Origin of the sequence: Methylomagnum ishizawai (assembly GCF_019670005.1) — a bacterium.
GTDB lineage: Bacteria > Pseudomonadota > Gammaproteobacteria > Methylococcales > Methylococcaceae > Methylomagnum > Methylomagnum ishizawai.
Map to the genome: position 1 here is coordinate 3466595 of NZ_AP019783.1, position 25338 is coordinate 3491932.

At 64.4% G+C, this 25338-nt stretch carries 25 protein-coding genes; 10 read left to right on the forward strand and 15 right to left on the reverse strand.

Annotation, left to right across the window (positions count from 1 at the left end; translation table 11 throughout):
• Positions 1-251 precede the first annotated feature (251 nt).
• The 10 genes from K5658_RS15780 (at position 252) to K5658_RS15825 (ending at position 8808) form a co-directional block, all read left to right on the forward strand.
• Positions 252-920 carry a hypothetical protein gene (locus K5658_RS15780; protein WP_221064061.1) on the forward strand — a complete coding sequence of 223 codons (669 nt, stop codon included), beginning with the start codon at positions 252-254 and terminating at the stop codon, positions 918-920.
• 208 nt (positions 921-1128) lie between these two features.
• Positions 1129-2139, forward strand: a complete 1011-nt coding sequence (locus K5658_RS15785) for a KpsF/GutQ family sugar-phosphate isomerase (RefSeq protein WP_281425899.1) — start codon at positions 1129-1131, stop codon at positions 2137-2139.
• A complete protein-coding gene (locus K5658_RS15790; protein ID WP_221064062.1) occupies positions 2139-2675 on the forward strand; it encodes a KdsC family phosphatase in 537 nt (178 codons plus the stop codon). Before K5658_RS15785 ends, K5658_RS15790 begins: the two co-directional genes overlap by 1 nt.
• A 4-nt stretch (positions 2676-2679) precedes the next feature.
• A complete protein-coding gene (lptC, locus tag K5658_RS15795; protein ID WP_221064063.1) occupies positions 2680-3303 on the forward strand; it encodes an LPS export ABC transporter periplasmic protein LptC in 624 nt (207 codons plus the stop codon).
• Between the two features lie 4 nt (positions 3304-3307).
• Entirely contained in the window at positions 3308-3931 is a 624-nt protein-coding gene (gene lptA, locus K5658_RS15800) for a lipopolysaccharide transport periplasmic protein LptA (RefSeq protein WP_246628462.1), read from the forward strand.
• On the forward strand, positions 3928-4653 hold the full coding sequence (lptB, locus tag K5658_RS15805) for an LPS export ABC transporter ATP-binding protein (RefSeq protein WP_221064064.1): 726 nt from the start codon (positions 3928-3930) through the stop codon (positions 4651-4653). Before lptA ends, lptB begins: the two co-directional genes overlap by 4 nt.
• A gap of 102 nt (positions 4654-4755) precedes the next feature.
• A complete protein-coding gene (locus tag K5658_RS15810; RefSeq protein WP_221064065.1) occupies positions 4756-6228 on the forward strand; it encodes an RNA polymerase factor sigma-54 in 1473 nt (490 codons plus the stop codon).
• A 100-nt stretch (positions 6229-6328) separates the two neighbouring features.
• Entirely contained in the window at positions 6329-6616 is a 288-nt protein-coding gene (hpf, locus tag K5658_RS15815; RefSeq protein WP_221064066.1) for a ribosome hibernation-promoting factor, HPF/YfiA family, read from the forward strand.
• Between the two features lie 71 nt (positions 6617-6687).
• Positions 6688-7545, forward strand: coding sequence for an RNase adapter RapZ (rapZ, locus tag K5658_RS15820; RefSeq protein WP_221064067.1), 858 nt, complete (start codon positions 6688-6690; stop codon positions 7543-7545).
• Between the two features lie 33 nt (positions 7546-7578).
• On the forward strand, positions 7579-8808 hold the full coding sequence (locus K5658_RS15825; protein WP_221064068.1) for an ABC transporter substrate-binding protein: 1230 nt from the start codon (positions 7579-7581) through the stop codon (positions 8806-8808).
• Between the two features lie 118 nt (positions 8809-8926).
• Here K5658_RS15825 and K5658_RS15830 read toward each other — a convergent pair whose 3' ends face one another.
• The 15 genes from K5658_RS15830 to K5658_RS15900 form a co-directional block, all read right to left on the reverse strand.
• Positions 8927-11800, reverse strand: coding sequence for a hybrid sensor histidine kinase/response regulator (locus K5658_RS15830; protein WP_221064069.1), 2874 nt, complete (start codon positions 11798-11800; stop codon positions 8927-8929).
• Positions 11801-11810: 10 nt separating this feature from the next.
• Positions 11811-13883, reverse strand: a complete 2073-nt coding sequence (locus K5658_RS15835; protein WP_221064070.1) for a methyl-accepting chemotaxis protein — start codon at positions 13881-13883, stop codon at positions 11811-11813.
• Between the two features lie 41 nt (positions 13884-13924).
• Positions 13925-14437, reverse strand: coding sequence for a chemotaxis protein CheW (locus K5658_RS15840; RefSeq protein ID WP_221064071.1), 513 nt, complete (start codon positions 14435-14437; stop codon positions 13925-13927).
• Positions 14434-14805 carry a response regulator gene (locus K5658_RS15845; protein WP_221064072.1) on the reverse strand — a complete coding sequence of 124 codons (372 nt, stop codon included), beginning with the start codon at positions 14803-14805 and terminating at the stop codon, positions 14434-14436. The genes K5658_RS15840 and K5658_RS15845 overlap by 4 nt, the downstream gene beginning before the upstream one ends.
• Before the next feature lie 24 nt (positions 14806-14829).
• Positions 14830-15681, reverse strand: coding sequence for a response regulator (locus tag K5658_RS15850; protein ID WP_221064073.1), 852 nt, complete (start codon positions 15679-15681; stop codon positions 14830-14832).
• 268 nt (positions 15682-15949) lie between these two features.
• Complete coding sequence (dusA, locus tag K5658_RS15855) at positions 15950-16957, reverse strand: tRNA dihydrouridine(20/20a) synthase DusA (protein WP_221064074.1); 1008 nt, start codon at positions 16955-16957, stop codon at positions 15950-15952.
• Positions 16958-17041: 84 nt separating this feature from the next.
• Positions 17042-17701: a hypothetical protein gene (locus K5658_RS15860; RefSeq protein WP_221064075.1), complete on the reverse strand. Its 660-nt coding sequence runs from the start codon at positions 17699-17701 to the stop codon at positions 17042-17044.
• A gap of 132 nt (positions 17702-17833) precedes the next feature.
• Positions 17834-18586, reverse strand: coding sequence for a pyridoxine 5'-phosphate synthase (pdxJ, locus tag K5658_RS15865; protein WP_221064076.1), 753 nt, complete (start codon positions 18584-18586; stop codon positions 17834-17836).
• Entirely contained in the window at positions 18583-19305 is a 723-nt protein-coding gene (recO, locus tag K5658_RS15870; RefSeq protein WP_221064077.1) for a DNA repair protein RecO, read from the reverse strand. The genes pdxJ and recO overlap by 4 nt, the downstream gene beginning before the upstream one ends.
• Positions 19295-20176: a GTPase Era gene (gene era, locus K5658_RS15875; RefSeq protein ID WP_221064078.1), complete on the reverse strand. Its 882-nt coding sequence runs from the start codon at positions 20174-20176 to the stop codon at positions 19295-19297. Before era ends, recO begins: the two co-directional genes overlap by 11 nt.
• A complete protein-coding gene (rnc, locus tag K5658_RS15880) occupies positions 20173-20865 on the reverse strand; it encodes a ribonuclease III (protein ID WP_221064079.1) in 693 nt (230 codons plus the stop codon). The genes era and rnc overlap by 4 nt, the downstream gene beginning before the upstream one ends.
• Positions 20862-21239, reverse strand: a complete 378-nt coding sequence (locus tag K5658_RS15885; protein WP_221064080.1) for a DUF4845 domain-containing protein — start codon at positions 21237-21239, stop codon at positions 20862-20864. The genes rnc and K5658_RS15885 overlap by 4 nt, the downstream gene beginning before the upstream one ends.
• A gap of 63 nt (positions 21240-21302) precedes the next feature.
• Complete coding sequence (gene lepB / locus K5658_RS15890) at positions 21303-22076, reverse strand: signal peptidase I (RefSeq protein ID WP_221064081.1); 774 nt, start codon at positions 22074-22076, stop codon at positions 21303-21305.
• Positions 22077-22087: 11 nt separating this feature from the next.
• Positions 22088-23893 carry a translation elongation factor 4 gene (gene lepA, locus K5658_RS15895; protein ID WP_221064082.1) on the reverse strand — a complete coding sequence of 602 codons (1806 nt, stop codon included), beginning with the start codon at positions 23891-23893 and terminating at the stop codon, positions 22088-22090.
• Positions 23894-23897: 4 nt separating this feature from the next.
• Positions 23898-25322: a DegQ family serine endoprotease gene (locus K5658_RS15900; RefSeq protein WP_221064083.1), complete on the reverse strand. Its 1425-nt coding sequence runs from the start codon at positions 25320-25322 to the stop codon at positions 23898-23900.
• Between the last annotated feature and the right edge of the window lie 16 nt (positions 25323-25338).

Genomic DNA, 25338 nt, shown 5'->3' on the forward strand with positions numbered 1-25338 from the left:
TCATAACCCAGCGCCGGGCCGGTGAGGGCTTGTGTCGCCCACACGCGGCGCGGCGGAATACGGGTTTATCAACCCATGCCCCCGGCCTCCCGGATGCCGCCGCGTTCCAGCCGGACCACGGCCCTACCGCGCGTCCGGAATACCGGCCCGGCCCCCTTTGACAGGAACCAGCCCCCTCCCGAGAATAACGCCCTCCATCCATCCCGCGCCCCAAACCGGGGGCAAGCTCACACGACCCCGAGGAAATATCGATGAACAAATGGGCATGGCAAGGCTTACTGGCGCTGACCCTGGTCTGTGCGCTGCCGCCCTTCCCCGCCGCCGCCGAAACCTCCCCCGCGCCCACCGTGGCCCCCGACAACCCGCCCATCCCCCTGATGCTGAACGGCACCACCATCATGGTGTTCCGCAGCCCGTTCATGGGACTGTCCCCCGCCGAGCGGGCCGAGGGCGCGAAAAAACGCCTCCAGGAGTTCCTGCAAACATACGGCTACGACGAGATCGGTGTCGGCTCCACCCCGCAAGGCCCCTCGGTCACCATCCACGAGGACATCATGTTCGTGGTGACGCCCGGCGATATCCGCGATGTTCCCGGCGCCAACCTGCGTACCACCGCCGAGCAAGCCGCCGAGGCGCTGCGCAGCCTGGAATCCCAGGAGCGGATGGAGGCTTTCAAGAGCAAGGTCACTGGTTTCAAGGTCAGCACCAAATGGATATTGATCCTGGTCGGTGTCGCCGGGGCCATGGTCGGGGGACTTTATTTCCTCAAATCCCGCTATCTCGGCGGCGACCCCGGCTCGCTGGAATGTCCGCGTTGCGGCAACGAGTCCTCCGTCGAGTACGAGGAAGAACCCTCGTCCTTCCGGGTCATCTACAAATACCACTGCCGCGCCTGCGACTACCGCTGGTACAGCCCGTAATGCCAAATCCCCTTCCATCCATGCGATCCCGGCCTCGACCCACCGGCAGGATCGACAGGATTTATACGCCGAACCAGCGGGTTGACGCGGCTCCGTCCCGTGTTTCCTGTCCAGCCCGCCGAATCGATAGGTGAATAGGTGACAAGGCCCAAGCCCCCACCCGCCCGTTCATGGCATAATCCGCGCTTTTGATCGTCCGCCCCTCCCGATGAGCCCGCCCCCGGAACACCGCCGCGCCCCGCCCCCCGCCGATGCCGAGACCCTGTGCCGCATGGCCCGCAAGGTCATCGCCACCGAGGCCGAGGCGGTCGCGGCCCTGGCCGGACGCATCGACGCGGGCTTTGTCGCCGCCTGCCAAACCATGCTGGCCTGCCGGGGCCGGGTGGTCGTCACCGGCATGGGCAAATCCGGGCATATCGCGGGCAAGATCGCCGCCACCCTGGCCAGCACCGGCACCCCGGCGTTCTTCGTGCATCCGGGCGAGGCCAGCCATGGCGACCTGGGCATGATCACCCGCGAGGATGTGGTGCTGGCCCTGTCGCATTCCGGCGAATCCTTGGAAATCCTCACCATCCTGCCCTTGCTCAAGCGCCTGGGCGTGCCCTTGATCGCCATGACCGGCCAGCCCGCCTCCACCCTGGCCCGGCAGGCCGACGCCCATCTCCATACCGGCGTGGCCGAGGAAGCCTGCCCCTTGGGCCTGGCCCCGACCTCCAGCACCACCGCCGCCCTCGCCATGGGCGACGCCCTGGCGGTGGCCCTGCTCGAAGCCCGCGGCTTCACCGAGGAGGATTTCGCCTTCTCCCATCCGGGCGGGAGCCTGGGGCGGCGCTTGTTGGTGCGGGTGCGCGACATCATGCACACGGGCGCGGAAATCCCCTGGGTACCGGAACACGCCCTGGTGCTGGACGCGGTGCTGGAAATGACCGCCAAGAACCTCGGGATGACCGCCATCGTCGATGCCGGACAACGGGTGCTGGGCATCTTCACCGATGGCGATCTGCGGCGGCTGCTGGAAAAGGCGGGCGATATCCATGCCGTCCCGGTGGCGGCGGCGATGACGCGGACCTGCACCCGCGTGACGGCGGACCGCTTGGCGGCGGAGACGGTCAGGATCATGGAAGGCAAGCGCATCAACGCCTTGCTGGTGGTGGACGAGGCGGGACGCTTGATCGGCGCCCTCAATATGCACGATTTACTCAGGGCCGGGGTGCTTTGATGCCGGAAACAGCGAGACAGGCCGCCTTGCGGCGGGCCGCGAACATCCGCTTGGCGATTTTCGATGTGGATGGGGTGTTGACCGATGGCCGCTTGTTCTTCGACAGCGAAGGGCGGGAATACAAGACCTTCCACGCCCGCGACGGCCTGGGGCTCAAGCTCCTGCGCCGGAGCGGGGTCGAGACCGCCGTGATTTCCGGGCGCTCATCCCCCATCGTGGCCCGGCGCATGGCCAGCCTCGATATCGCCCATGTCCACCAGGGCTGCGAGGACAAGCTGGCGGTGTTCGGGCAACTGCTGGCGGAACTCAAGCTGGAACCCGAACAAGTGGCCCATGTCGGCGACGATTGGATCGACCTGCCCTTGCTGCGGCGGGTGGGCTTGGCGGTGGCGGTGGCCGACGCCCATCCCGGCCTCCGGGAGCATGTCCATTGGACCACCCAAAACCCCGGCGGGCTGGGCGCGGCCCGCGAAGTCTGCGATCTCATCATGGAGGCCCAAGGCACGCTGCGGGGCATATTGGACCGCTATTCCTGAACCGATGCCCAGCTTCAAAACCCTCGCGAGCTATCTCCTGCTCGGATCATTGGCCCTGCTCACCTGGTGGGGCGCGGAATACCTGGCTCCCAAGGAATTCAATCCATCCAAGCCCCCGGTGGGGAAGATCGATTACTATTCCAAGCACATCCGCCGCACCGTGATGGACACGACCGGACATCCCAAGGAACTCCTGCTGGCCGAATCCCTGACCCATTACGAGAACGACAACCACACCGAACTCACCCACCCCGTCATGACGCTGTATTCCAGCAAGGGCCAGCCCTGGGTGATCCACGCCGACGCGGCGCTCCTGCCCAGCGAGGGCGAAACCATCTACCTGCAAGGCGAGGTGCTGGTGGAACGGGAAGGCGGCGACGACAAAGGCAACCGGCCCATCCGCATCGAAACCACCGACGCCAGGGTCCAACCGGACAATAATTACGCGGAAACCGACACTTTCGTCCGGGTCTTGAGCGAGGGCGATACCCTGACCGGGGTCGGGGGCAAGGTGTGGTTCGGGGACGATCTCCGGTTCAATATCCTGTCCCAAGTCCGGCGGGTATCGATCCCCAAGGAAACGCCGGATGCGGACGCCAAGGCCAAACGCGGCAGGTCCGGCGGATAAAGCCATGCCCAGAGACCCCAATCCCCCCTCCACAGCGGACGGCAATCCCAAGCAGCAAGGTAAGACGATGAACAAGATCAAACAAGGCGGTAATCCCAAGCTGTCCGGGTTGGCGCTCTTGGGCCTCATGGCCGCCGCCCAGCCCACCCCGGCCCTGGACAGCGACTCCAAACAACCCATGTATATCGAATCCGACACCGCCACCTACGACGAGAAGAAGGGCGAAACCGTCTACGTCGGCAATGTCAAAGCCACCCAAGGCAGCCTGGAGGTCTATGGCGACAAGATGACCGTCTACCAGAAGGACAACAAGACCGACAAGATCATCATCCTCGGAAGGCCGGCCCGGCTCAAGCAAAGGCCGGAAGGCGGCGACCAGGACATGCACGGCACCGGCCAGCGGGCCGATTATTTCCCCGAAACCGGCATCCTCATCCTCTACGACAAGGCCGTGACCTGGGAAGGCGAGGATATCAACATCAGCGAGCATGTGGTCCGCAGCGACCGTATCGAATACGACACCCGTAATTCGCTCTACAAGGCCGGCAACGCCAGCACCGGCAGCAAGCGCGTGCATGTCACCATCCTGCCCAAGAAAGAAGAAGACAGCGCCAGCCCCGCCCCATGACCACCCTCACCGCCACCCAGCTCGCCAAGCGCTACAACCGCCGCAACGTCGTCGATGGCGTTTCCCTGAACATGCAGACCGGGGAAATCGTCGGCCTCCTAGGCCCCAACGGCGCGGGCAAGACCACCAGCTTCTACATGATCGTCGGCCTCATCAGCCCGGACAGCGGCAATATCCAGATGGACGGGCGCGACATCACCCATTTGCCCATGCACTCGCGGGCCAAGCTCGGCATCGGCTACCTGCCGCAGGAGCCTTCGATCTTCCGCAAGCTCAGCGTGGCCGACAACCTCCGGTCGGTGCTGGAACTGCGCCAAGGCGTCGGGCGCAAGCAGCGCGAACAGATCATCGAGGAGCTATTGGACGAATTCAACATCGGCCATTTGCGCGAACAGCCCGCCATGGGGCTGTCGGGCGGCGAACGGCGGCGGGTCGAAATCGCCCGCGCCCTGGCCTGCGAACCGCAGTTCATGCTGCTGGACGAACCCTTCGCCGGGGTCGATCCCATTTCGATCATCGACATCCAAAAGATCATCGACCACCTCAGGCTGCGCGGCATCGGCATCCTCATCACCGAGCATAACGTCCGCGAAACCCTGGGCATTTGCAACCGGGCCTATGTCCTGGCCGGCGGCAAGGTGATCGCCGAGGGCACCGCCGAGGCCATCGTCGCCCACCCGGAAGTGCGGCAGCATTACCTCGGCGAAAACTTCTCGCTGTGAAACGCGGCTTTCGCGGCGGCTATACTAAAGTTAGAATGGGGCCAACAGAGAAATGGTACGTCCATTGCTAGCCATATCATAACGGCACGGATTTTCAGCGAGATGAAGCAGACCCTCCAACTCCGCCTCGGCCAACAACTCACCATGACCCCGCAATTGCAGCAAGCCATCAAGCTGCTGCAACTGTCGAGCCTGGACCTACAACAAGAAATCCAGCAAGCCCTGGATTCCAACATGATGCTGGAAATGGCCGAGGACGAGGGCTTCTCCCCCCCGGAAGTCGTCCACGACCTCAGCGAGCCCAAATCCTCCGAGCCCGAACCCGAATACCGCGAACTCGGCAATATGGACGCCCCGGCGGACATCCCGCAGGAACTGGCGGTCGATTCCTCCTGGGACGAGGTCTACGACAACCTGCAAAGCTTCACGCCCGCCTCTTCCGGCGATTCCGACAACGACGACTTCCTGTTGCAGCGGGCACCGGCCCAGACCCTGCAAGACCTCTTGGTCTGGCAGATGGAGCTGACCAATTTCAGCGAAACCGATTACGCCATCGCCACCGCCATCATCGACAGCATCGACACCGACGGCTATCTGACCGCCCCCATCGCCGATATCCACCAAGGCTTGGCCAGCCAGATGCCCGGCCTGGAACTCGACGAAGTGAAGGCGGTCCTGCACCGGATACAGAGCTTCGATCCTCCCGGCGTCGCCGCCACCGACCTGGCCGATTGCCTCCGCATCCAACTCCTGCAATTGCCCGAGGACACCCCCTGGCGCAAGCAAGCCCTCAGCCTCGTCACCCACCACCTCGATATCCTGGCGAAGAAAGACCTGAACCGGCTCAAGCGCAACCTGGACATCGACGACGAGGATTTGAACCACATCGTGGCCTTGATCCGCAGCTTGGAACCCAAGCCCGGCCGCCTCATCAACACCGGGGAATCGCAGTACATCATCCCCGATGTGTTCGTGTTCCGGCAGGGCGAACAATGGATCGTGACCCTCAACCCGGATATAGCGCCCAAGCTCAGGATCAATCCCTTCTACTCCAACATGATCAAACGGGCCGATTCCAGCTCGGACAACGTGACCATGAAGAACCATCTGCAGGAAGCCCGCTGGTTCATCAAGAGCCTGCAAAGCCGCAACGAAACCCTGCTGAAAGTGGCCCGCTCCATCGTCGAGCGCCAGAAGGAATTCCTCGACTACGGCGAAACCGCCATGAAACCCCTGGTCCTGCGCGACATCGCCGAGGAAGTCGGGATGCACGAATCGACCATTTCCAGGGTCACCACCCAGAAATACATCCACACACCCAACGGGGTGTTCGAGTTCAAATATTTCTTCTCCAGCCACGTCTCGACCAACGCCGGCGGCGAATGCTCGGCCACGGCGATCAAGGCGTTCCTGCGCGAGATCGTCGACCAGGAAGACCCGGCCAAACCCCTGAGCGACGATGTGATTTCCAAGAAGCTGAAGGAGCGCGGCATCAACGTCGCCCGCCGCACCATCGCCAAATACCGGGAAGCCATGGCGATCCCGCCCTCCAACGAACGCAAACGGGTGTTCTAAGTCACACAAGGAACCCCGATCAACCCGGCGCGGACGCACGCGCCACCCACCCTCCCGCGCCGAACCTGCGGGAGGCCGATTCCATCAACCGAGACCCACTATGCAAATCCAAATCACCGGCCACCACATCGAAGTCACCGACTCCATCAAGAACTACGTGAACGAGAAGTTCGCCAAACTGGAGCGCCATTTCGACCAAGTCATCGACATCCATGTCATCCTGGAAGTGGAAAAGCTGGCCCAGAAGGCCGAGGCCACGGTGCAGGTCAACGGCAACAAGCTGTTCGCCGAGGACACCCAGGAAAACCTCTACGCCGCCATCGACAACCTGATCGACAAGCTCGACCGCCAAGTCCTCAAGCACAAGGACAAAACCCAGAATCATTGATAAGCTAGCCCGCGACCGCCGCCCCGGCCCCCGCCGGGGCGGGCACCTCCCCCAACCTAGCGACCCCCGCCATGAACCTGGTCATCGTCAGCGGACTGTCCGGCTCGGGCAAGAGCATCGCCCTGGAAACCCTGGAAGATTGCGGCTATTACTGCATCGACAACCTGCCGGTGGTGCTGTTCGAGTCCTTCGTGCGGCGGGCCTTGATCGGCAGCCATCCGCCCCTGCACCAAGCCGCCATCGGCATCGACGCCCGCAACCAAACCGCCAGCCTGGCCCAATTCCCCTCCACCCTGGAATTGGCCGACCAATTCGGCATCGAATGCCGCATCCTGTTCCTGCAAGCCGAATCCCACACCCTGCTCAAGCGCTTCAGCGAAACCCGCCGCAAGCATCCGCTCACCAGCGCCAACCATCCCCTGAGCGAGGCCATCGAGTTGGAACGCCAACTCCTGGAGCCGGTCGCCAGCCGCGCCCATTTGTTGATCGACACCACCTACACCAATGTCCATCAACTGCGCGAATTGGTCCGGCAACGGGTGGCGGCGAAGCGGGAAAACCTGATGTCGCTGTATTTCCTGTCGTTCGGCTACAAGAACGGGATGCCGCTGGACGCCGATTTCGTGTTCGACCTGCGCTGCCTGCCCAATCCGCACTGGGAACCGGCGCTCCGGGCCAAGACCGGCAAGGACGCCGAAGTGGTGGAATTCCTGGAACGCATCGACGATGTGCGGCAATACCTGGAAGATGTGGCGCATTTCCTGGAGCGCTGGATTCCGCGCTTCAAGGCGGAAAACCGCAGCTACCTAACGGTCGCCATCGGCTGCACCGGCGGACAACACCGCTCGGTCTATCTGGTGGAAGCCCTGGCGGCGCGGTTCGCCTCCTCCGACCATCACCTATTGGTACGGCACCGCGATTTGCGCTAGCCGGACCCGTCCCGAACCGCTAGGCGCATCCCCATGACCCCGAAATCGTCGATCCTGCTTTCCCTGTTGTTGGCCGCGGCGCTCCCGGCCCTGGCCGCTAACAAACCCGCCAAACCGGCCCCGCGCCCCGAAGCCAAACCGGCGGCGACGGCCCCGGTCCCCAAGGCCGATACCCTCGCCCTGGCCTATCTCACCCGGCAGGAGGCCAATCCGCCGACCGCGCCGTTCTTCGACCCCGTCGTCGCCGACGGCGGTCTGCAAGGGGCGCGGCTCGGCATCCAGGACAACAACACCACCGGACGCTTCACCCGGCAGAACTTCGTGCTGAAGGAAACGATCCTGCCGCCCGATGGCGATGTGGTCGCGGCCTTCAAAGCCCTGGCCGCCGAGGGCCACCGCCATTTCCTGCTCGACCTGCCCGCCCCGCTGCTGCTGGAACTCGCGGCCCTGCCCGAGGCCCAGAATGCCCTGCTCTACGACACCGCCAGCCGCGACGACGCCCTGCGGGCCGAATCCTGCCGGGCCAACCTGCTGCATCTTCTGCCCAGCCGGGCCATGCGGGCCGACGCCCTAGCGCAATACCTCTCCAAGAAGCGCTGGCAGAAGTGGTTTTTGGCGATAGGCCCGAGCGAGGGCGATAAGCTCTACGCCGAGGCGGTCCGGCGTTCGGCCAAGAAATTCGGGGCCAAGATCGTGGCGGAAAAACCCTGGGAACACAGCTTCGACGAGCGCCGTAGCCCGGAATCGGAAGTGCCGGTGTTCAGCCAGGGCGTGGATTACGAGGTCTTGATCGTGGCGGACGAATCCGGGTTGTTCGGCGATTCCTTGGCCTACCGCACCTGGCAGCCCCGGCCCGTGGCGGGCACCCAAGGCTTGGTGCCGACCGCTTGGCACCACACCCACGAAGCCTGGGGCGCGTTGCAATTGCAAAACCGCTTCCGGGCGCAGGCCGGGCGCTGGATGGCGGAAGCCGACTACGGGGCTTGGCTGGCGGTCCGCGCCATCGGCGAGGCCGCGACCCGCGCCAAGTCGGTGGAATTCGAGCCGGTGAAGGCGTTCATGCTGGGCGATCAATTGGCGCTGGCCGGGTTCAAGGGCGTGCCCTTGTCGTTCCGGCGCTGGGATCGGCAATTGCGCCAGCCGGTGTTATTGGCGGCGGAGCGTTCGCTGGTGGCGGTGGCCCCTATCGAAGGCTATTTGCATCCCAGGAACGAGTTGGATACGTTGGGGACGGACGAGGCGGAATCGAAATGTAAGTTTTAATAGGCCCCACCCCAAAAGCGGACGGGGCCGAAACCATCACCATCCGCTTCGATTGGGAAAGCGACATCAAGAATGGTTGAACTCCCATCGAAGGCGGCGAAAACACCGTTGTGAAGCGCTACCGTACCCTTCCATACGCTTGATCGCCCAACAAGCCCCGCAGCGCCCGCAGCAATTCCTCCTCGACATAAGGCTTGGTGAGATAGAGATCGACCCCGGCCCTTCCGGCCTCGCGGCGGTGCTTATCGGTGGCGCGGGAGGTCATCATCACCACCGGCAGTTCGCGGTATTCCGCCCGCATCCGTACATGGGCGGCGAGTTCGATGCCGTTGAGGCGGGGCATTTCCAAGTCGGTCAGGAGGATATCCGGGCGGAAGCCGGGCAGGATATCCAAGGCTTCGCGCCCATCGATGGCGGTGCGGACCTCGTAGCCCGCGTCGCCCAGCGTTTGCGCCAAGGCCCGCCGCGCCGACAGCGAATCGTCCACCACCAAGGCGCGGGGCAGGCGCGCCGCCCCGTCCTGGGGCAAGGCCCCCGCCGCGTCCATCAACCACCGCGGCAACCGCCGCCGTTCCCCCGCCCGCGCTAATTCCGGCAGGTCCAACACCGCCGCGAGTCCGCCATCGCCCAGGATGGCCGCGCCCACCACGCCGGGCAGGCCGGGCACATACGGTCCCAGGCTTTTCACCACGACCTCGCGCCAGCCCAGCACTTCCGGCGGCAACAGCACGGCCCGCGCCGGCCCGGAACGCTCCGCGACCAGAACAACAGGCGGGGTGCCGGGTCCGGGGGCGGGCGTCGGGACCGGCCAGCCCAGCAAGGATTCCAGGAACACGGCGGGGTGGCGTTCGCCTTCCAGCGTATAAACCAGCCCGTCGCCGTCGGGGTCGAGGATTCCGGCCCCCGGCGGCAGGATGCGGTCGATGCCGGTCGGCGCGAGGGCGTAGCGCTGGCGTCCCCGCACCAGCAGGACGTGGGTGGAGAGCCAAGCCATGGGGAGCTTGATCGCCACCGCGCAGCCCTGGCCGGGCCGGGAATCGAGTTCCACCTGGCCATTGAGCGCTTGGACCGCGCCCTGCACGGCGTCCAGCCCCACGCCCCGGCCCGAGACCTGGGAAGCCGTGTCGCGGGTCGAAAAACCCGGCAACAGGGTCAGGGCGGGCAAATCCCGGTCCGGCAGGTCCTGGCCGGGCGGGATCAACCCTTTGGCCTCGGCGGTGCGGCGGATGCGGGCGAGGTCCAGGCCCGCGCCATCGTCCTCGACCCGCACCACGATCAAGTGGCCTTGCCGGGCGAACTCCAGGCGGATTTGGCCGGTGGCCGGTTTGCCCGCGGCGGTCCGGGTGGCGGCGGGTTCGATGCCATGGTCCACGGCGTTGCGTAGCACATGCATCAAGGGATCGGCCAGCCGGTCGAGGATTTCACTGTCGACGAGGGTGTCGCCGCCCGTGATGGCCAAATCCACCGGCTTGCCGGTCAGCCGCCCGGTCTGGCGCACGCAGCGCTGGCAACGGGCGAAGATGCCCCGCGCCGGAACCCAGCGGGTACGCAGCAGGTCCGCCCGGGTTTCCCGGTGTTGGCGATCCTGCCGGGCCAGGATGGTTTCCAGTTCGGCCAGCCGGGATTTGAGCGCACGCCCCAGGTCGCGGGCGTCGGCGGCGGCTTCCAACAGCCGGTGGGTCAGGCTGTGCAATTCGTGGTATGCCTCCAATTCCAAGGGATCGAAGCCGTCCGCCCCGCCGCCGCGCTCCCGCGCCGGGAGGCCCGCGCCCCGGATATCCACCAAAGTTTCCTGCTCGACCAGCAATTGCTCGATTTGCCGCTGGAGTTGTTCCTGGGCCCTGGACAGGGCGCTGGCTTGCGCCAGTTGTTCCCGCAGTTGCCCGCCCAGGATGAGGGTTTCCCCGGTCTGCCGGAACAATTCCCGTATCCGTTCCGCCGGTACCCGGAGGCTGGCTTCCGATGCGTCCGCGTCGGGTTCGGCCGGGATGTCCACCGTGGGAGCGGTGGTGTCCAGGGCGGGAACGGCATCGGGCGGCAAGCCCTGCTCCGCGATGCGGCGCGACCAGGCGGCCACCGCTTGCAGCAGGGTCCAGCCCTCGGCGGGCACGGGCGCGGAGCCGGTCAGCGCGTCGCCCATGGCTTCCAGGCAATCGCCCGCTTCCTGCAACAGCGCGGCCAATTCGGCACCGGGCGTGGCTTTGCGCTGGTACAGGGCTTCGAGGATATCTTCCAGGGCGTGGGTCAGGGTGGCGATGCCGCGGATGCCGACCAGATGGCCCGAGCCCTTGAGGGTGTGGGCGATGCGCTGGGCGGTGCGGATATCGTCCAAACGCCCCAGTTCGGCGATACGGCGGAGGGCGGCGGAGAATTCGGCGCTTTGCCGGGGCAGGACATCCAGCAGGGTGTCCAGCAAATCCCGGTTGACCGCTTCGGGAATCGCCAGCGACAGGTCCGCCGGGGTGAAGGCGGCGGCGGGCGGTTCCACCGGGGAAACCGCGGCGATCCGTATCCGCTCTAATCCCGCTTGGAGTGGAGCGGCTTCCGCTGCCGGCAGGGGATAGGGCCAGCGCTGGTCTTGCAGCGCCGCGACCAGTGCCGCCGCCGTGTCCGGGTGGTCGGGGTGGTCCAGCCAGGTGCCGAAATGCCCGGCCCAATCGGTCAGCGGCCCGGCCAGGGCGGGGTCGGCGTCCAGGTTGGCGAGTACCGCTTCGACGATCTGGCCGCCCGCTTCCATTCCCAGCACCGCCAAGGCCCGCGCCAAGGGTTCCAGCCACGCCGCCAAGGTGGCCGCGCCGGTTTCCAGGGCTTCGGGACTGGAGCCGGGCGCGGCGAATTTGGCGGCTTCGGCGGCGAAGGCCGGAGCCAGTTCCCGCCATTCCCGCGCCAGCAGATCCAAGGCCGCGGCGGGCACCGCCAAAGGCGGCGCGGGCGGGCTGGATCCTGGATATCCGTCCAGGCCGTCGGGGTCCGCGAGCAGCGCGGTGAGCATGGCGGACCTCCTAGGCGGCTTCGGGCAGCTTGAAAACCCGTACCGTGTCGAGCAATTGCCGGGCGCGTTCGGTCATGCGGTCGGTGGCGCGGGTTTGTTCTTCCAACTGGCGGGTGGTGGCCTGGGTACGGCCATGCACTTGGCGGGCTTGGTCCTGGAGCCTGAGCATGGTTTCGATCTGCCTTTGGGTGTCGGCGGCGATCTGGCGGATGGAGGCGATGAGTTCGGCGGTGGCTTCCTGGGTGTCGCGCATGTGTTCGCCCGCCGCCTCCGCCCGGCGCGAGCCTTCCACCACCTGGCCGATCAAGGTGTTGATGGTCGCCACCACGTCGGCCATTTCGGTTTGCACGTTGCGGATCAGGGCGTCGATCTGGGTGGTGGCCTCGCGCGAATTCTCGGCCAGCCGCTGCACCTCGTCGGCCACGACCATGAAGCCGCGCCCGGCCTCGCCCGCCGCCGCCGCGTGCATACTGGCGTTGAGGGCCAGGAAATGGGTGCGCTCGGCGATGCCGCCCACCAGGTTGACCGCGCCGCCGATTTCCTGGGTGCGTTCGCCCAGCCGCTTGATGCGCTTTTCCGCCTCGTGGATGGCCTCGCGGATATGGCCGATGCCGGTCACGGTCTGGCCCACGCTGGCGAGGGCGGAATCGGTCTTGGCGCTGGCGTTGCCGGTCGAGGCGTCGGCGGCCTGGGCCAGTTGGGCGATGTGGTGCATGGTGGCCACCGCCTCGGCGAGTTCCGTCACCGTGCGCTCGATTTCGCGGCGTTCCAGGGCGGCCTCCTCCATCACCCGGTGGGCGTGGTCCTTCACCACGCCGGAAGTCCGGTCCACCTCCGCCGAGGTGTCGGTCACCGAGCGCAGCACCTTCACCATCTCCTGGCTCAACAGGTTAAGCGCGTCCGCCACCGGCCCGGCGATATCCTCCGTTACCGGCACCCGCACCGAAAGATCGTGGCGGCTGAGTTCCGACACCGCCTTCAACAATTGCACCACCGAGCGGTTGAGCCGCTTGTTGTCGGCTTCGGTCTGGGCCAGGCTGGCGACCCGCTCGTCCAAGAGCTTATCCAGGGCGCGGGCGAATTCGCCCAGTTCGTCGGCGCTGGCGAGTCCGGCGCGGGCGCTGTAATCGCCCGCGTCGAGCCGGGCCACGGTATCCGCCAAACGCCGCACCGGCCGCGCGATGCTCAGCGACACCAGCAGCAACAAGCCGGTGGCGGCCAGGGCGGTCAAGGCCATGGCGACGACGAACACCCAAGTGGCGAACCGGCTATCCGCCTTCACCCGCTGGGCGCTGTCCTCGCGGTATCGGTCCTTGAGGGCGATCAAACGCTCGATCATCGGCACCATGCGGTCCACGGTGGCGCGGGTGGCGAGTTGCTCCTCGACCCGGCGTTTGACGGTGGTGGCGGCTTGGCGGAACACCTCGTCGTAGCGGTTGAAGGCCGTCCGCGTGGCCGGATCGGCGGCTTCCAAGGCCGGACGCAGGCTTTTGGCGGCTTGCTCGTAAGCTTTCCAATCGGCCTCGTTCACGTTTTGCAGATAATCGGCTTCGTAGCGGCGGACTTCGAGGAATTTCAGCAGGGCCGGGTTTTTATCGCGGAGGAGTTGGTTTTCCAGGGTTTGGGTGGCTTTGTGCAATTCGCCGCGCAGCCCCGAACCCGAAGTCATGCCATAGGCGACGATGGCATCGGCATTGCGGTGGAAAGTGGCTTGGTATTCCCCCAGGACAACCGCGATTTGCTTGAGGATATCGCGGTCGGAATCCTGGATTTCCACCCGGAGTTTCTCCAGGTAATCGCGGGCCGACTTCAGATAGGCGTCGTATTTTTCCAGGTATTCCAATTTGTACAGGGTTTGGAAATCGCGGGTTTGCCGCCGGGCGTATTCCGTGGCCTTGCTGAATTCGACGACGTGGTTGCCGAAGGTTTCGATCCGGGCGGCGCGGTGTTCGGCTTCGAGGCCGACCCAGATCACATAGCCATAGGTCAGGGCCAGGATCAAGAATCCCACGGCGACGGTGCCGAGGATCAGGGCGAAGCGTTGATTGAGCTTGAGGTTTTGGAGGCGGTGCGAAATATTCATGGGCGTGGGATTCCGGGCGGAGCGCGGCTGGGGATGGAGGTTTATCCCGCCGCGAGGGCGGTTCTCAGCGAGTGGAAAAATTCGGTATGGCGGAACTCCCAATAAAGAGTATCGTCTTGGCGCAGCGCCGGTCCCGCGAAACCCGCGAGGGGCTGGGGTGTCGCGGGGGAATCTTCGGGTTCCACGGCTCCGCGCAAAGCCTGGGGCAAACCGTCGATCAATAAACCGACCGCCGTTTCGCCCTTATCCAAGACCCACAGCGTGCGCCGCCCCGGTGTCGCCAGTCCGGGAAACCACCGCCGCCGTAAATCGAATACCGGCACCACGTCCCCGCGCCGATGGACGATGCCCCGGAACCAAGCCGGGGAATGGGGCAGGACGTAGGGTTCCGGGACCGGCATGGCTTCGGTGGCGATGCCCTGGGGAACCAAGAGTCCGATAGGGCCGATGACGACGCCATAGCGCGGAATCGGAAGACTGGAATCGATGGCGGGACCAGCCGCGCCGGACGGGGCGTGGCCCGGCCATAGGGGAATCAAGGGTGGGTGGATCATGTGTCCTTGCCGAACTTCTGGATGGCACCGACAATGGTATCCGCCGTATAGGGTTTGCAGACATAATCCCCTCCGCCTTGCATTTCGGCCCAGATACGGTCGGCCTCCTGGTTTTTGCTGCTGACGAAAATCACCGGGATATGCCGGGTGGCCGGGTCGCCGTGCAGATCGCGGCAAGCCTGATAACCATCCATTTCCGGCATGACGATATCCATGAAAATCAGGTCGGGCCGGGCTTTATGCGCCAGTTCGACGCCTTCCCGGCCCGAATTCGCCGTGAGTACCTTCAAGCCGATATCACCCAGGATTTGGCCGAGATATTTCCGGTCCACCGGGGAATCGTCGACCACCAATACCGTGCGGATCATGCGGGAACCTTTGTGCCGTGGATTTCAGGGGGATATACCGGACACCGCCAAGGGTTTCGGCGGCGGCGGAACGGATTCTTGGGCGGCACCGCCACGGTGGTCCAGCCATGCGCCCACCCGCCGCAGCAGGGTTTGGAAAGATTCGTGGACGATGGGCTTGACCAGATAGGTGGTACAGCCCGCAATAACCCCTTTCACCTCGTCCATCGGCGAGGATTTCGCCGAGAGCATGATGATCGGGATTTTGCTTTTATAGCGGGTATCTTTGCGGATGGCCTTGCAGGTATCATAGCCATCGATCCCCGGCATCATAATGTCCAGGAAAATCAAATCGTAAAGGGTTTCCCGTTGGATTTTGTCCAGGGCTTCCTCGCCGCTGCCCGCGCAATCCAAAACACTATGGGGCAGCGCCTGCCTTAACTCGATGGCCAGGGCTTTGTGTACCAGCTCGCTATCGTCCACGACCAGGACGCGATAGGCCTGGGCGGGCCGGGACGCGGCGGGTTCCACCCGTGGGGGGGGCGGCTCCCGTTTGGGGTGGGGCGGCGCTTGGAACGCGGGCGTGGAGGCCGGTGCGGGGGGATAGGCGATTTGATCCAACAATTCGACGAAGCGCGCACTGAGGATCGGTTTGGCGATGAAAGGCCGGCCCTGGGCCTGTTGCGGATGCGCCCCGATGAGCACCAGCCGGGATTGGGGCGGATGTTCCGCCAATAGCTTGCCGTGCCGTAACGCTGCGCTGTCGTCGGAGTTGACCAGGAGAATATCGGCCCGCGCCGCATCCGCCGAATCCAGCACGCTATAGCGCCGGTCCCGGGTTTGGGACTGACCCAGGATTTTTTCGAGCTTGAGGGTTTCCAAGGTCGAAAATCCCACAATCGCAACTTCAAGTGACGGAATCCTGTTCATAGCGCAGCCATACCCTTGTTGATCTCGCGATAGGTATTACAGGATCCATGCCAATGAGGCATCTTGGCGACCGGACCGGGTATGTATCGCCTTATGCGTAAAATGTTTCAGATAACAAGCACACCCCCGCCGGGAATGCCAGGTTTCCGGTGGGGTGGAGGAGCGGAATTGTTGGCGGAGCAACAGGCGCTGTTGGATGGCTGTTGGCTGGAAAGCAGTGGGCTTGGACGAGGTGTTAGTCCGCTGTCCGGGATTCACCACGGGGTAAGCAATGCCGGGCCGCGTCCAGCAGCACCTCGATTCCCGCACCGGGTTGATTGCCGCGCTCGCCCAATTGGCGCCGCCAAATCCGCCCGCCCGGCATGCCATGGAACAACCCCAGGATATGGCGGGCGATGCTGTGCAAGCGGGTGCCACGGGCCAGCTCCGCGCCGACATAGGGCAGGAAGGCCTCCAGGATCGCGTGGCGGGACGGGATGGGGTGGTCATCGCCGTAGAACCGGGCGTCGGCCCCGGCCAGCATATACGGGTTGTGGTAGGCCGCCCGGCCGATCATCACGCCATCGAAGCGGGCGAGGCGCGGTTCGGCCTGGTCGAGATCGAGGATGCCGCCATTCAGGATGACCGCGAGGTCCGGGAAATCGGCCTTGACCCGTTCCGCCACGTCGTAGCGCAAGGGCGGGATTTCGCGGTTTTCCTTGGGCGACAAGCCCTTCAGCCAGGCTTTGCGGGCGTGGATGACGAAGGTTTGGCAACCGGCGGCGGCGACCGTGGCGACGAAATGGGCCAGTTCCCCATAGGAATCGCGCTCGTCGATGCCGATGCGGGTCTTGACCGTGACCGGGATCGCGACCGCCGCCCGCATGGCGGCGACGCAATCCGCCACCAATTCCGGCTCGGCCATCAGGCAAGCCCCGAACCGGCCCCGCTGCACCCGGTCGCTGGGGCAGCCCACATTCAGGTTGATCTCATCGTAGCCCCGCGCCGCGGCGATGCGGGCGCAGGCGGCGAGTTCGTCCGGGTCGCAGCCGCCGAATTGCACGGCCAGCGGTTTTTCCCGCGGGTCGAAACCCAATAGCCGGTCCGGGTCGCCATGCAGGATCGCGCCGGTGGTGACCATTTCGGTGTACAAGAGGGCGTGGCGGGAAATCAGCCGCAGGAAATAGCGGCAATGGCGGTCGGTCCAGTCCAACATCGGGGCGATGGACAAGGGACGCCGGAGCGGGGGCGGAAGGCTGGTCATGGTGGGTCGGGTCGGAATGCCGCGCCGGAAGCGGGCCGAAACAAGCAGCCCGCGTCGACGCGGGCCACCGGGGTTGTGGTCGGGTCAGCGGGAACGGTCGGACGGCGGCGGGCCGGCCAGCATCGGCAGGGCCGCCAGGAGTTCCAATTGCCGGATGGCCCGGCGCTGGTTGGCCCAATAGCGGGCCAGCGCCAGCAAGGCCACGGCCAGCGCCGCGAGGCAGCCGTAGAACAGGGTCTTGAGTTCGGCCAGTTCGCCCTTGAGGTCGGTTTTGTGGAGGGCGGTGGCTTGGCCCGCCGCCATGGGTTGGTAGCGCCCATGCTCTTGGCGGGCGGAGTCCAGCCCCAGCGTGGTGCCGGCCCGTTCGGTGTAGGCTTCGAGGGTTTGCAGGTCGCTCTTGAGCGATTCGAAGGCGCGGAGGTCTTCCAGCGCCACCTTGCCGGATTCGACGCTTTTTTCCAGCGCCTTGAGCCGGACTTCGACCGAGTCGGCCAGGAGGGCGTTGAACTTGGTTTGCAGGGCTTCCATGTGCTGGTTGAGGGCGCGGAGCCGGGTGTCGCCGCCGGTGTCCGCCGCCCATTGGGCTTCGAGATGGTTGACGAAGCCCTGGACCTGGAGGAACAGCACCAGCACCGCGGCCAGCAGGATGCCCGCCGCCAGAGCCGCGAAAATCCCGCCGGCGCGTCTTTGTGGCACCGGCAGGGCTTGCCGGACCAGGCCGCGCTGGCCGGACCTGTCAGCCACCACTCGCTTGCCTCGATATTGTTCGTACATTCGGACTTCCCCGTGAGCCGTCGCGGATGGCCGCGTGCCGCGCCCAGGGTGGTTCCATGGGGCCGCCGCCAATTTCGACCGGCAAATATCGCAGAATAGCCTTCATCGGTCAATTAAGGCCCGGGCCGCTTCCAGGGTCCGCTTCATGTCGCGCACGGCGGTGTCCAGTCCGGTCATGACCGCCCGCGCCACGATGGCATGGCCGATGTTCAGTTCGTGGATATTGGGGATGCGGCAGATATCGGCGACATTGTGGTAATGCAGGCCATGGCCGGCATTCACGATCAAGCCGAGTTCCCCGCCCAACCGGGCCGCCGCTTGCAGGCGTTCGAGTTCGCGCCGCCTCGCGCCGGGGCTGGCGGCGTCGGCATAATGGCCGGTATGGAGTTCGATCACGGGAGCGCCCGCCCGCGCCGCCGCTTCGATCTGGCGCGGGTCGGCGTCGATGAACAGGGAGACTTCGATCTCCGCCGCGGCCAGGGCGGCGCAGGCGTCCTTCATGCGGGCGGTGTCGGCGGCGACATCCAGGCCGCCTTCGGTGGTCAATTCGGCGCGTTTCTCGGGCACCAGGCAGCAGGCGGCGGGCCGGACCTTCCGGGCGATGGCGATCATCCCGTCGGTCACGGCCATTTCCAGGTTCAGGCGGCTGTGCAGCATCGCCGCCAGGAGTTCGATATCGCGGTCCTGGATGTGGCGGCGGTCTTCGCGCAGATGGGCGGTGATGCCGTCGGCCCCGGCCTGTTCGGCGATTAGGGCGGCTTGGACGACTTCCGGGTAGCGGGTGTGGCGGGCCTGGCGCAGCGTGGCGATATGGTCGATGTTCACGCCCAGGAGGATGGGGGCTATGGCGTTCATGCGTGCGGTGCTTTCCCTGTGGATGGTTGGAACAGGTCGCGGCTTTTGAGGCCGCGGCCATCGAGATAGTATTGGACGACCCGCCGCATCAGGTGTTTGGCTTCCTTGAGCGCCACCGGGCTTTCCAGGCGGTCGCGGCCCAGGTCCAGCAGGGTCGAACCGTGGATGGCCGCAGGATGGTCGGGCGGACAGGCCACCGGGCCGGATTCGATGTGGTAGGCGTAGGTCCGGGCCGGATCCACGGGCCGGCCGGAACCGGCTTCCCGGTCCAGGCACAGCCCATAGCCCAGGTGTTCCAGCAAGCCGACCTCGAAGCCGCGCAGGGCGGGTTCGGCGGAATCGTCGGCCTGGGCGAGCCGCCCCAGCGTGTCCAGGTACAGCCGGAACACTTCCGGGTAGGGGTCGAGGGGCGGGAGCAGGTACGAGAGCAGTTCGTTCAGGTAGAAGCCGCAGTACAGCGCGGTGCCGCGCAGGGCGAAGGCCTCGCCGCAGGGTTCCGCCGCCGTCAGCACCGGGAGTTCGCCCCGGCCCGTCCACGATAACCGCAAGGGGGCGAAGCATTGCAGGAAGGCCGCGCCTGGGGTGCGACCGCGTTTCGCGCCCTTGGCGAGCAGGTTCAAGCGGCCTTGCGGCTCCGAGAAGATATCCAGCAACAGGCTGGTTTCGCAGTAGTCGCGGCGGCGGAGGATGACCGCGTCCTGGCCGGGTTCATTCGGCATAGCCCAGGCTGCGTAGGGCGCGTTCGTCGTCCGACCAGTTCTCCTTGACCTTGACCCAGAGTTGCAGGAACACCTTGCCCTCGGTCAGGCGCTCCAAATCCTGGCGGGCGCGTTCGCCGACCTTTTTCAGCACTTCGCCCTGCTGGCCGATGACGATGGCTTTCTGGCCTTCCCGCTCCACCCAGATCAGGGCGGCGATGCGGGTCAGCTTGCCCTCGGTCTGGTATTGCTCGATCTCCACGCTGAGGGCGTGGGGCACTTCCTGGCCCAGCGACCTGATCAGTTTCTCGCGGATGATTTCCGCCGCCAGGAACCGGAGGCTGCGGTCGGTGAGTTGGTCCTGGTCGAAGATCGGTTCGCCCTCGGGCAGGAGTTCCATGATCTTGTGTTCCAGCGCGTCCAGGTTGTGGCCGCGCAGGGCCGAGGCCGGGATCAGGGCGGCGAAGGGATGGCGTTGCTGGGCGCTCTCCAGGAAGGGCAGCAGGGCGGCCTTGTCCTCCAGCCGGTCCACCTTGTTGATGACCAGGATCACCGGGGCGGCGGAGGTTTTGATGCGTTCCAGCACCAAATCGTCCTCGGGCAGCCACACGGGCCGGTCCACGATCCACACGATCACGTCCACATCCAACAAGGCCGTGCCCGCCGTGCGGTTGAGGTAGCGGTTCATGGCCCGCTTCTGGCTGGCGTGGATGCCGGGGGTATCGACGAACACCGCCTGTCCCGCCTCCGTGGTCTTGATACCGTGGATGCGGTGGCGGGTGGTTTGCGGGCGGCGCGAGGTGATGCTGATCTTCTGGCCGATCAGGTGGTTGAGTAGGGTCGATTTGCCCACGTTGGGGCGGCCCACCAGGGCGACATAACCTGCTTTCATGATTTGAATCCGAAGTCCTGGACCAATTTGGCCAGCATTTTCTCGGCGGCTTGCTGCTCGGCTTTCTTACGCGAGGAGCCGGTACCCTCGCAGGTCTCGGCGGTCAGCGCGATGCGGCATTCCACCACGAAGGTTTGGTCGTGCGGTTGGCCGACCACCGATTTGAGGATATAGACCGGCAATTCCAGGCCGCGGGCCTGCATGGCCTCCTGGAGCCGGGTCTTGGGGTCTTTCTTCCAATCCTGCACCGACAAGGCGTCGATCTGCTCGGCGAATTGGTTGAGGATCCAATGGCGGCAGGCGTCCATGCCCTGGTCCACCAGCAATGCGCCGATCAAGGCTTCCAGGGCGTCGGACAGGATGGAATCGCGCCGGTAGCCGCCGCTCTTGAGCTCCCCCGAACCCAGGATCAGGTAGTCGCCCAGGTTCAACTTGCGGGCGAGGTTGGCGAGCGAGGTCTGGTTGACCAGCATGGCCCGCAACCGGCTGAGGACGCCCTCGTCGGCGTCGCGGAACTTGCCGTACAGGCGTTCGGCGATCACGAAGCCCAGCACCGAATCCCCGAGGAATTCCAGCCGTTCGTTGTTGTCCGATTCGGCGCTGCGGTGGGTGAGGGCGCGTTTCACCAGCAGCGGGTTCCTGAAATGCAGGCCCAGTTTCCTGGCGAGTTTTTCCGGCTCTTGGATCAACGTGCGGCTACCTCGATGGAATCGTCGAAATGGGCGACGATATCGATATTGCCCATGATGGGCTGGGTGACATCATAGGCGATTTGTATCGTCATACCGGAACTGTCCTTGGTGATATAAACATTATCCTTGGTGACGCTGTTGATCATGTCGATATCCCAGTGTTTTGCCAAGCTGGCGAGGACTTCCTGCTTGGACCGCGTCGCCAAGTCGGGATCGCTTTTCAAGGATTGCAGGGAAGCGACCACTTTGTAATGGTCCAGGTAAATCGGGCCGATCTTGATAATCAGCATCGCGAAAAAACCGACCAAGCACATCAGCAGCACGAAGCCGAGGAAGGTCATACCACCTTGGCGGACGGGAGTTTGATTCATGGCCTATGCCCCTGGATTTATGGTGATTACGAGGGCGCTCCCCCGGTCTGGGAAGTCCCTGGATTATTTTAGCGAGGTGCCGATCCGGTTGAAGGCGATGCCGCCGTCCCAGCTCATCCAGATGAAGAAGGCTTTGCCGACCAGGTTGGCTTCCGGCACCGTGCCCCAAAACCGGCTGTCGTTGCTATTGTCGCGGTTGTCGCCCATGACGAAGTATTGGCCTTCCGGCACGGTCCATTCGCCTTCCTTCGCGGCGGGTTCGCCGACCCGCGCCAGGATATCGTGGGTGACGCTGCCCAAATCCTCGCTGAGCAGGGTTTCGCCGCCCCATTGGCTACCCGCCTGGCTGCCTTCGTAGACGCCCAGCGCGGTCTGCTTGACCGGCTCGCCGTTCACATACACCTGTTTGTGGACATAGCCGATGCGGTCGCCGGGCAGGCCGACGATGCGCTTGATGTAATCCATGGTCGGGTCTTTGGGATAGCGGAACACCACGATATCGCCCCGCGCCGGTTGGCCCATCGCCACGATCTTGGTGTTGATGACCGGCAGGCGGATGCCATAGGTGAATTTATTCACCAGGATGAAATCCCCGACCAGGAGGGTCGGCATCATCGAACCCGAAGGGATGCGGAACGGTTCCACCAGGAACGAGCGCAGCAACAAGACGATGAGGACGATGGGGAAGAACGAACGGGCGTATTCCACCGGCCAGGGTTGCTGTTCCGGCGGCGGGGGTTCCACCCCTTGCGCCCGCAACATCAGCAGATAGCCGCCCCACACCACGCCGGTCACCAAGGTCGCCAGCACCAGGAAAAACGAAAAATCGAAGTCCATGCCGCCGCCCATCAGGAATCTTTGTTGACGCGCAGGACCGCGAGGAAGGCTTCCTGCGGGATATCGATCTTGCCCACTTGTTTCATGCGTTTCTTGCCCGCTTTTTGTTTTTCCAGGAGTTTGCGTTTACGGCTGATATCGCCGCCGTAGCATTTCGCCAGCACGTTCTTGCGCATGGCCTTGACCGTGGAACGGGCGATGATCTTGGAGCCGATGGCGGCCTGGATCGCGACCTCGAACATCTGGCGCGGGATCAAGTCCTTCATGCGGTCCACCAGATCGCGGCCCCGGCTCTGGCTGATATCGCGGTGGACAATCAAGGATAGGGCATCGACCCGTTCTTCGTTGATGAGGATGTCCAGCTTGACCAGGGGCGCGGCCTGGAAACGCTTGAATTCGTAGTCGAACGAGGCGAAACCGCGGCTGACCGATTTGAGCCGGTCGAAGAAGTCCAGCACCACTTCGCTCAGGGGCAGTTCGAAATTGATCGCCACCTGTCCGCCCATGTACTGCATATTCTTTTGCACGCCGCGCTTCTCGATACACAGGGTGATGACGTTGCCGAGATAATCCTGCGGCACCAGGATATGGGCCTCGATGATCGGCTCGCGCACTTCCTCGACTTCGTTGGGCGAGGGCAGCTTCGACGGGTTGTCGATCTGGATCGTGGAGCCGTCGGATTTCAGGACTTCGTAGACCACGGTGGGGGCCGTGGTGATGAGATCGAGGTCGTATTCGCGTTCCAGCCGCTCCTGGATGATCTCCATGTGCAACATGCCGAGGAAGCCGCAACGGAAGCCGAAACCCAGCGCCTGCGAGGTCTCGGGTTCGTATTGCAGGGCGGCGTCGTTGAGGTTCAGCTTGTTCAGCGCCTCGCGCAAATCCTCGTAATCGTCGGATTCGACCGGATACAGCCCGGCGAACACCCTGGGCTGGACCTTCTGGAAACCCGGCAAAGCCGCTTCGCAAGGATTATCGCTGACGGTGATGGTATCGCCGACCGGCGCCCCGAAGATGTCCTTGATCCCGGCGATGATATAGCCCACCTGCCCGCAATCCAGTTGTTCCATGTCCAGGGGCTTGGGGGTGAACACACCCAGTTTGTCTACCTGGTGGCTCCTGCCGGTGGATAGGATCGTGATCTTTTGTTTCCGCTTGATGGAGCCGTTCACCACCCGCACCAAGGACACCACACCCAGGTAGTTGTCGAACCAGGAATCGATGATGAGGGCTTGCACCGGCGCGTCCGGGTCGCCGGCCGGGGGCGGGATTTTGGCGACCAATTGCTCGAGCAGATCGTCGATGCCGAGTCCGGTCTTGGCGCTGATCCTCAACGCCTCGTCGGCGGGGACGCCGATGATTTCCTCGATCTCGGTGCAGACCTTGTCGGGGTCCGCCGAGGGCAGGTCGATCTTGTTCAGCACCGGCAGGACTTCCAATCCCTGCTCGATGGCGGTATAGCAGTTGGCGACGCTCTGCGCCTCGACGCCCTGGGCGGCATCGACCACCAACAAAGCCCCCTCGCAGGCCGCCAGCGAGCGCGACACCTCGTAGGAAAAATCGACGTGGCCGGGCGTATCGATCAGGTTGAGTTGATAGGTTTCGCCATCCCTCGCTTGGTAGTTGAGGGTGACGCTCTGGGCCTTGATGGTGATGCCGCGCTCGCGCTCGATATCCATCGAATCGAGGACTTGGGCGGACATTTCGCGCTCGCTCAAGCCCCCGCAAATCTGGATGAAACGATCCGCCAGGGTCGATTTGCCATGGTCGATATGGGCGATGATGGAGAAGTTACGGATATGTTGTTGATCGGCCACGGGCTCAGTCCTTGAGTTTCAGGGCCAGGAACAACGAACTGCCGCGCCTTTGCACCAGCATCGCCACGGATTTGCCCTTGGGCAGGTTTTTCACCAAGTCTTTGAAATGGTTCAAGTCTTTCACGGTTTGATCTTGGACCCGGAGGATCACGTCGCCGCGCCGGAGTCCCGCGTCGTAGGCCGGGCCGGGCGTGACGCCCTGCACCAGCACGCCGTTCTTCGGGACTTCCAGTTGCTCGCGCATTTCCGGGGTGAGGTTGATGGCGTTGAGTCCCAGGCGTTTGAGGGTTTCACCGCCCGCCGGTTCTTCCTTGCCGCTGGCGACCGCCGGTTCTTCTTCCGGCAAGGAGCCGATCTTGAGCTGGACATCCTTGGGCGAACCCTGGCGCAGCACCTTGACCGTGGCGGTGTCGCCGATCTTGGTCATGCCGACCAGGGGCGGCAGTTCGGCGGAGGCGTTGATTTCCTGGCCGTTGAAGGCGGTGATGATATCGCCGACCTGGAGGCCGGCCTGTTCCGCCGGACTCTTGGGCAGGATTTTGGAAACCAGGGCGCCTTCCGGCTTCTTCATGCCGAAGGATTCGGCCAGTTCGCGGGTCACGTCCTGGATTTGCACGCCCAGCCAGCCGCGCGAGACATGGCCTTGGGATTTCAATTGCTCGACCACCCGCATGGCGACTTCGGTGGGGATGGCGAACGACAGTCCCATGAAACCGCCGGTGCGGCTGTAAATCTGCGAGTTGACCCCGATCACTTCGCCGTCCAGGTTGAACAAGGGACCGCCGGAGTTGCCGGGATTGATCGCCACGTCGGTCTGGATGAAGGGCACGTAATTGTCGCTGGGCAGGCTGCGGCCCTTGGCGCTGACGATGCCGGCGGTCACGGAATGGTCGAAGCCGAACGGCGAGCCGATGGCCAACACCCATTCGCCGACCTTGAGTTTGTCGGCGGAACCCATCTTCACCGTCGGCAAATCCTGGGCATCGACCTTGAGCAGGGCAATATCGCTGCGCTTGTCGGAGCCGACCAACTTGGCGACCAATTCGCGGCGGTCTTGCAGGCGCACCACGATCTCGTCGGCGTCCTTCACCACATGGTGGTTGGTGATGATGTAGCCGTCCGGCGAAATCACGAAGCCGGAACCCAGGGATTTGGATTCGCTGGGTTCGCCGCCTTCGGGGCCGCCCTCGCCGAAATAGCGGCGCAGGAAATCGTCGAAGGGCGTGCCTTCGGGCGGCGGCTCCATGCCTTCGGGCAGTTCGGGGTGTTCGACCGCGGCCATTTTCTGGGTGGTGCTGATGTTGACCACCGCCGAGCTGTTCTTTTCGACCAGCACGGTGAAATCGGGTAATTGGGCGGTGGCGGACGGCGGCACGGTCGCCAGCAGGGAAAAGCATAGGAGCGCCGCGGCCCACTTGGATTTAAGCATGACTAACTCCCAAGTT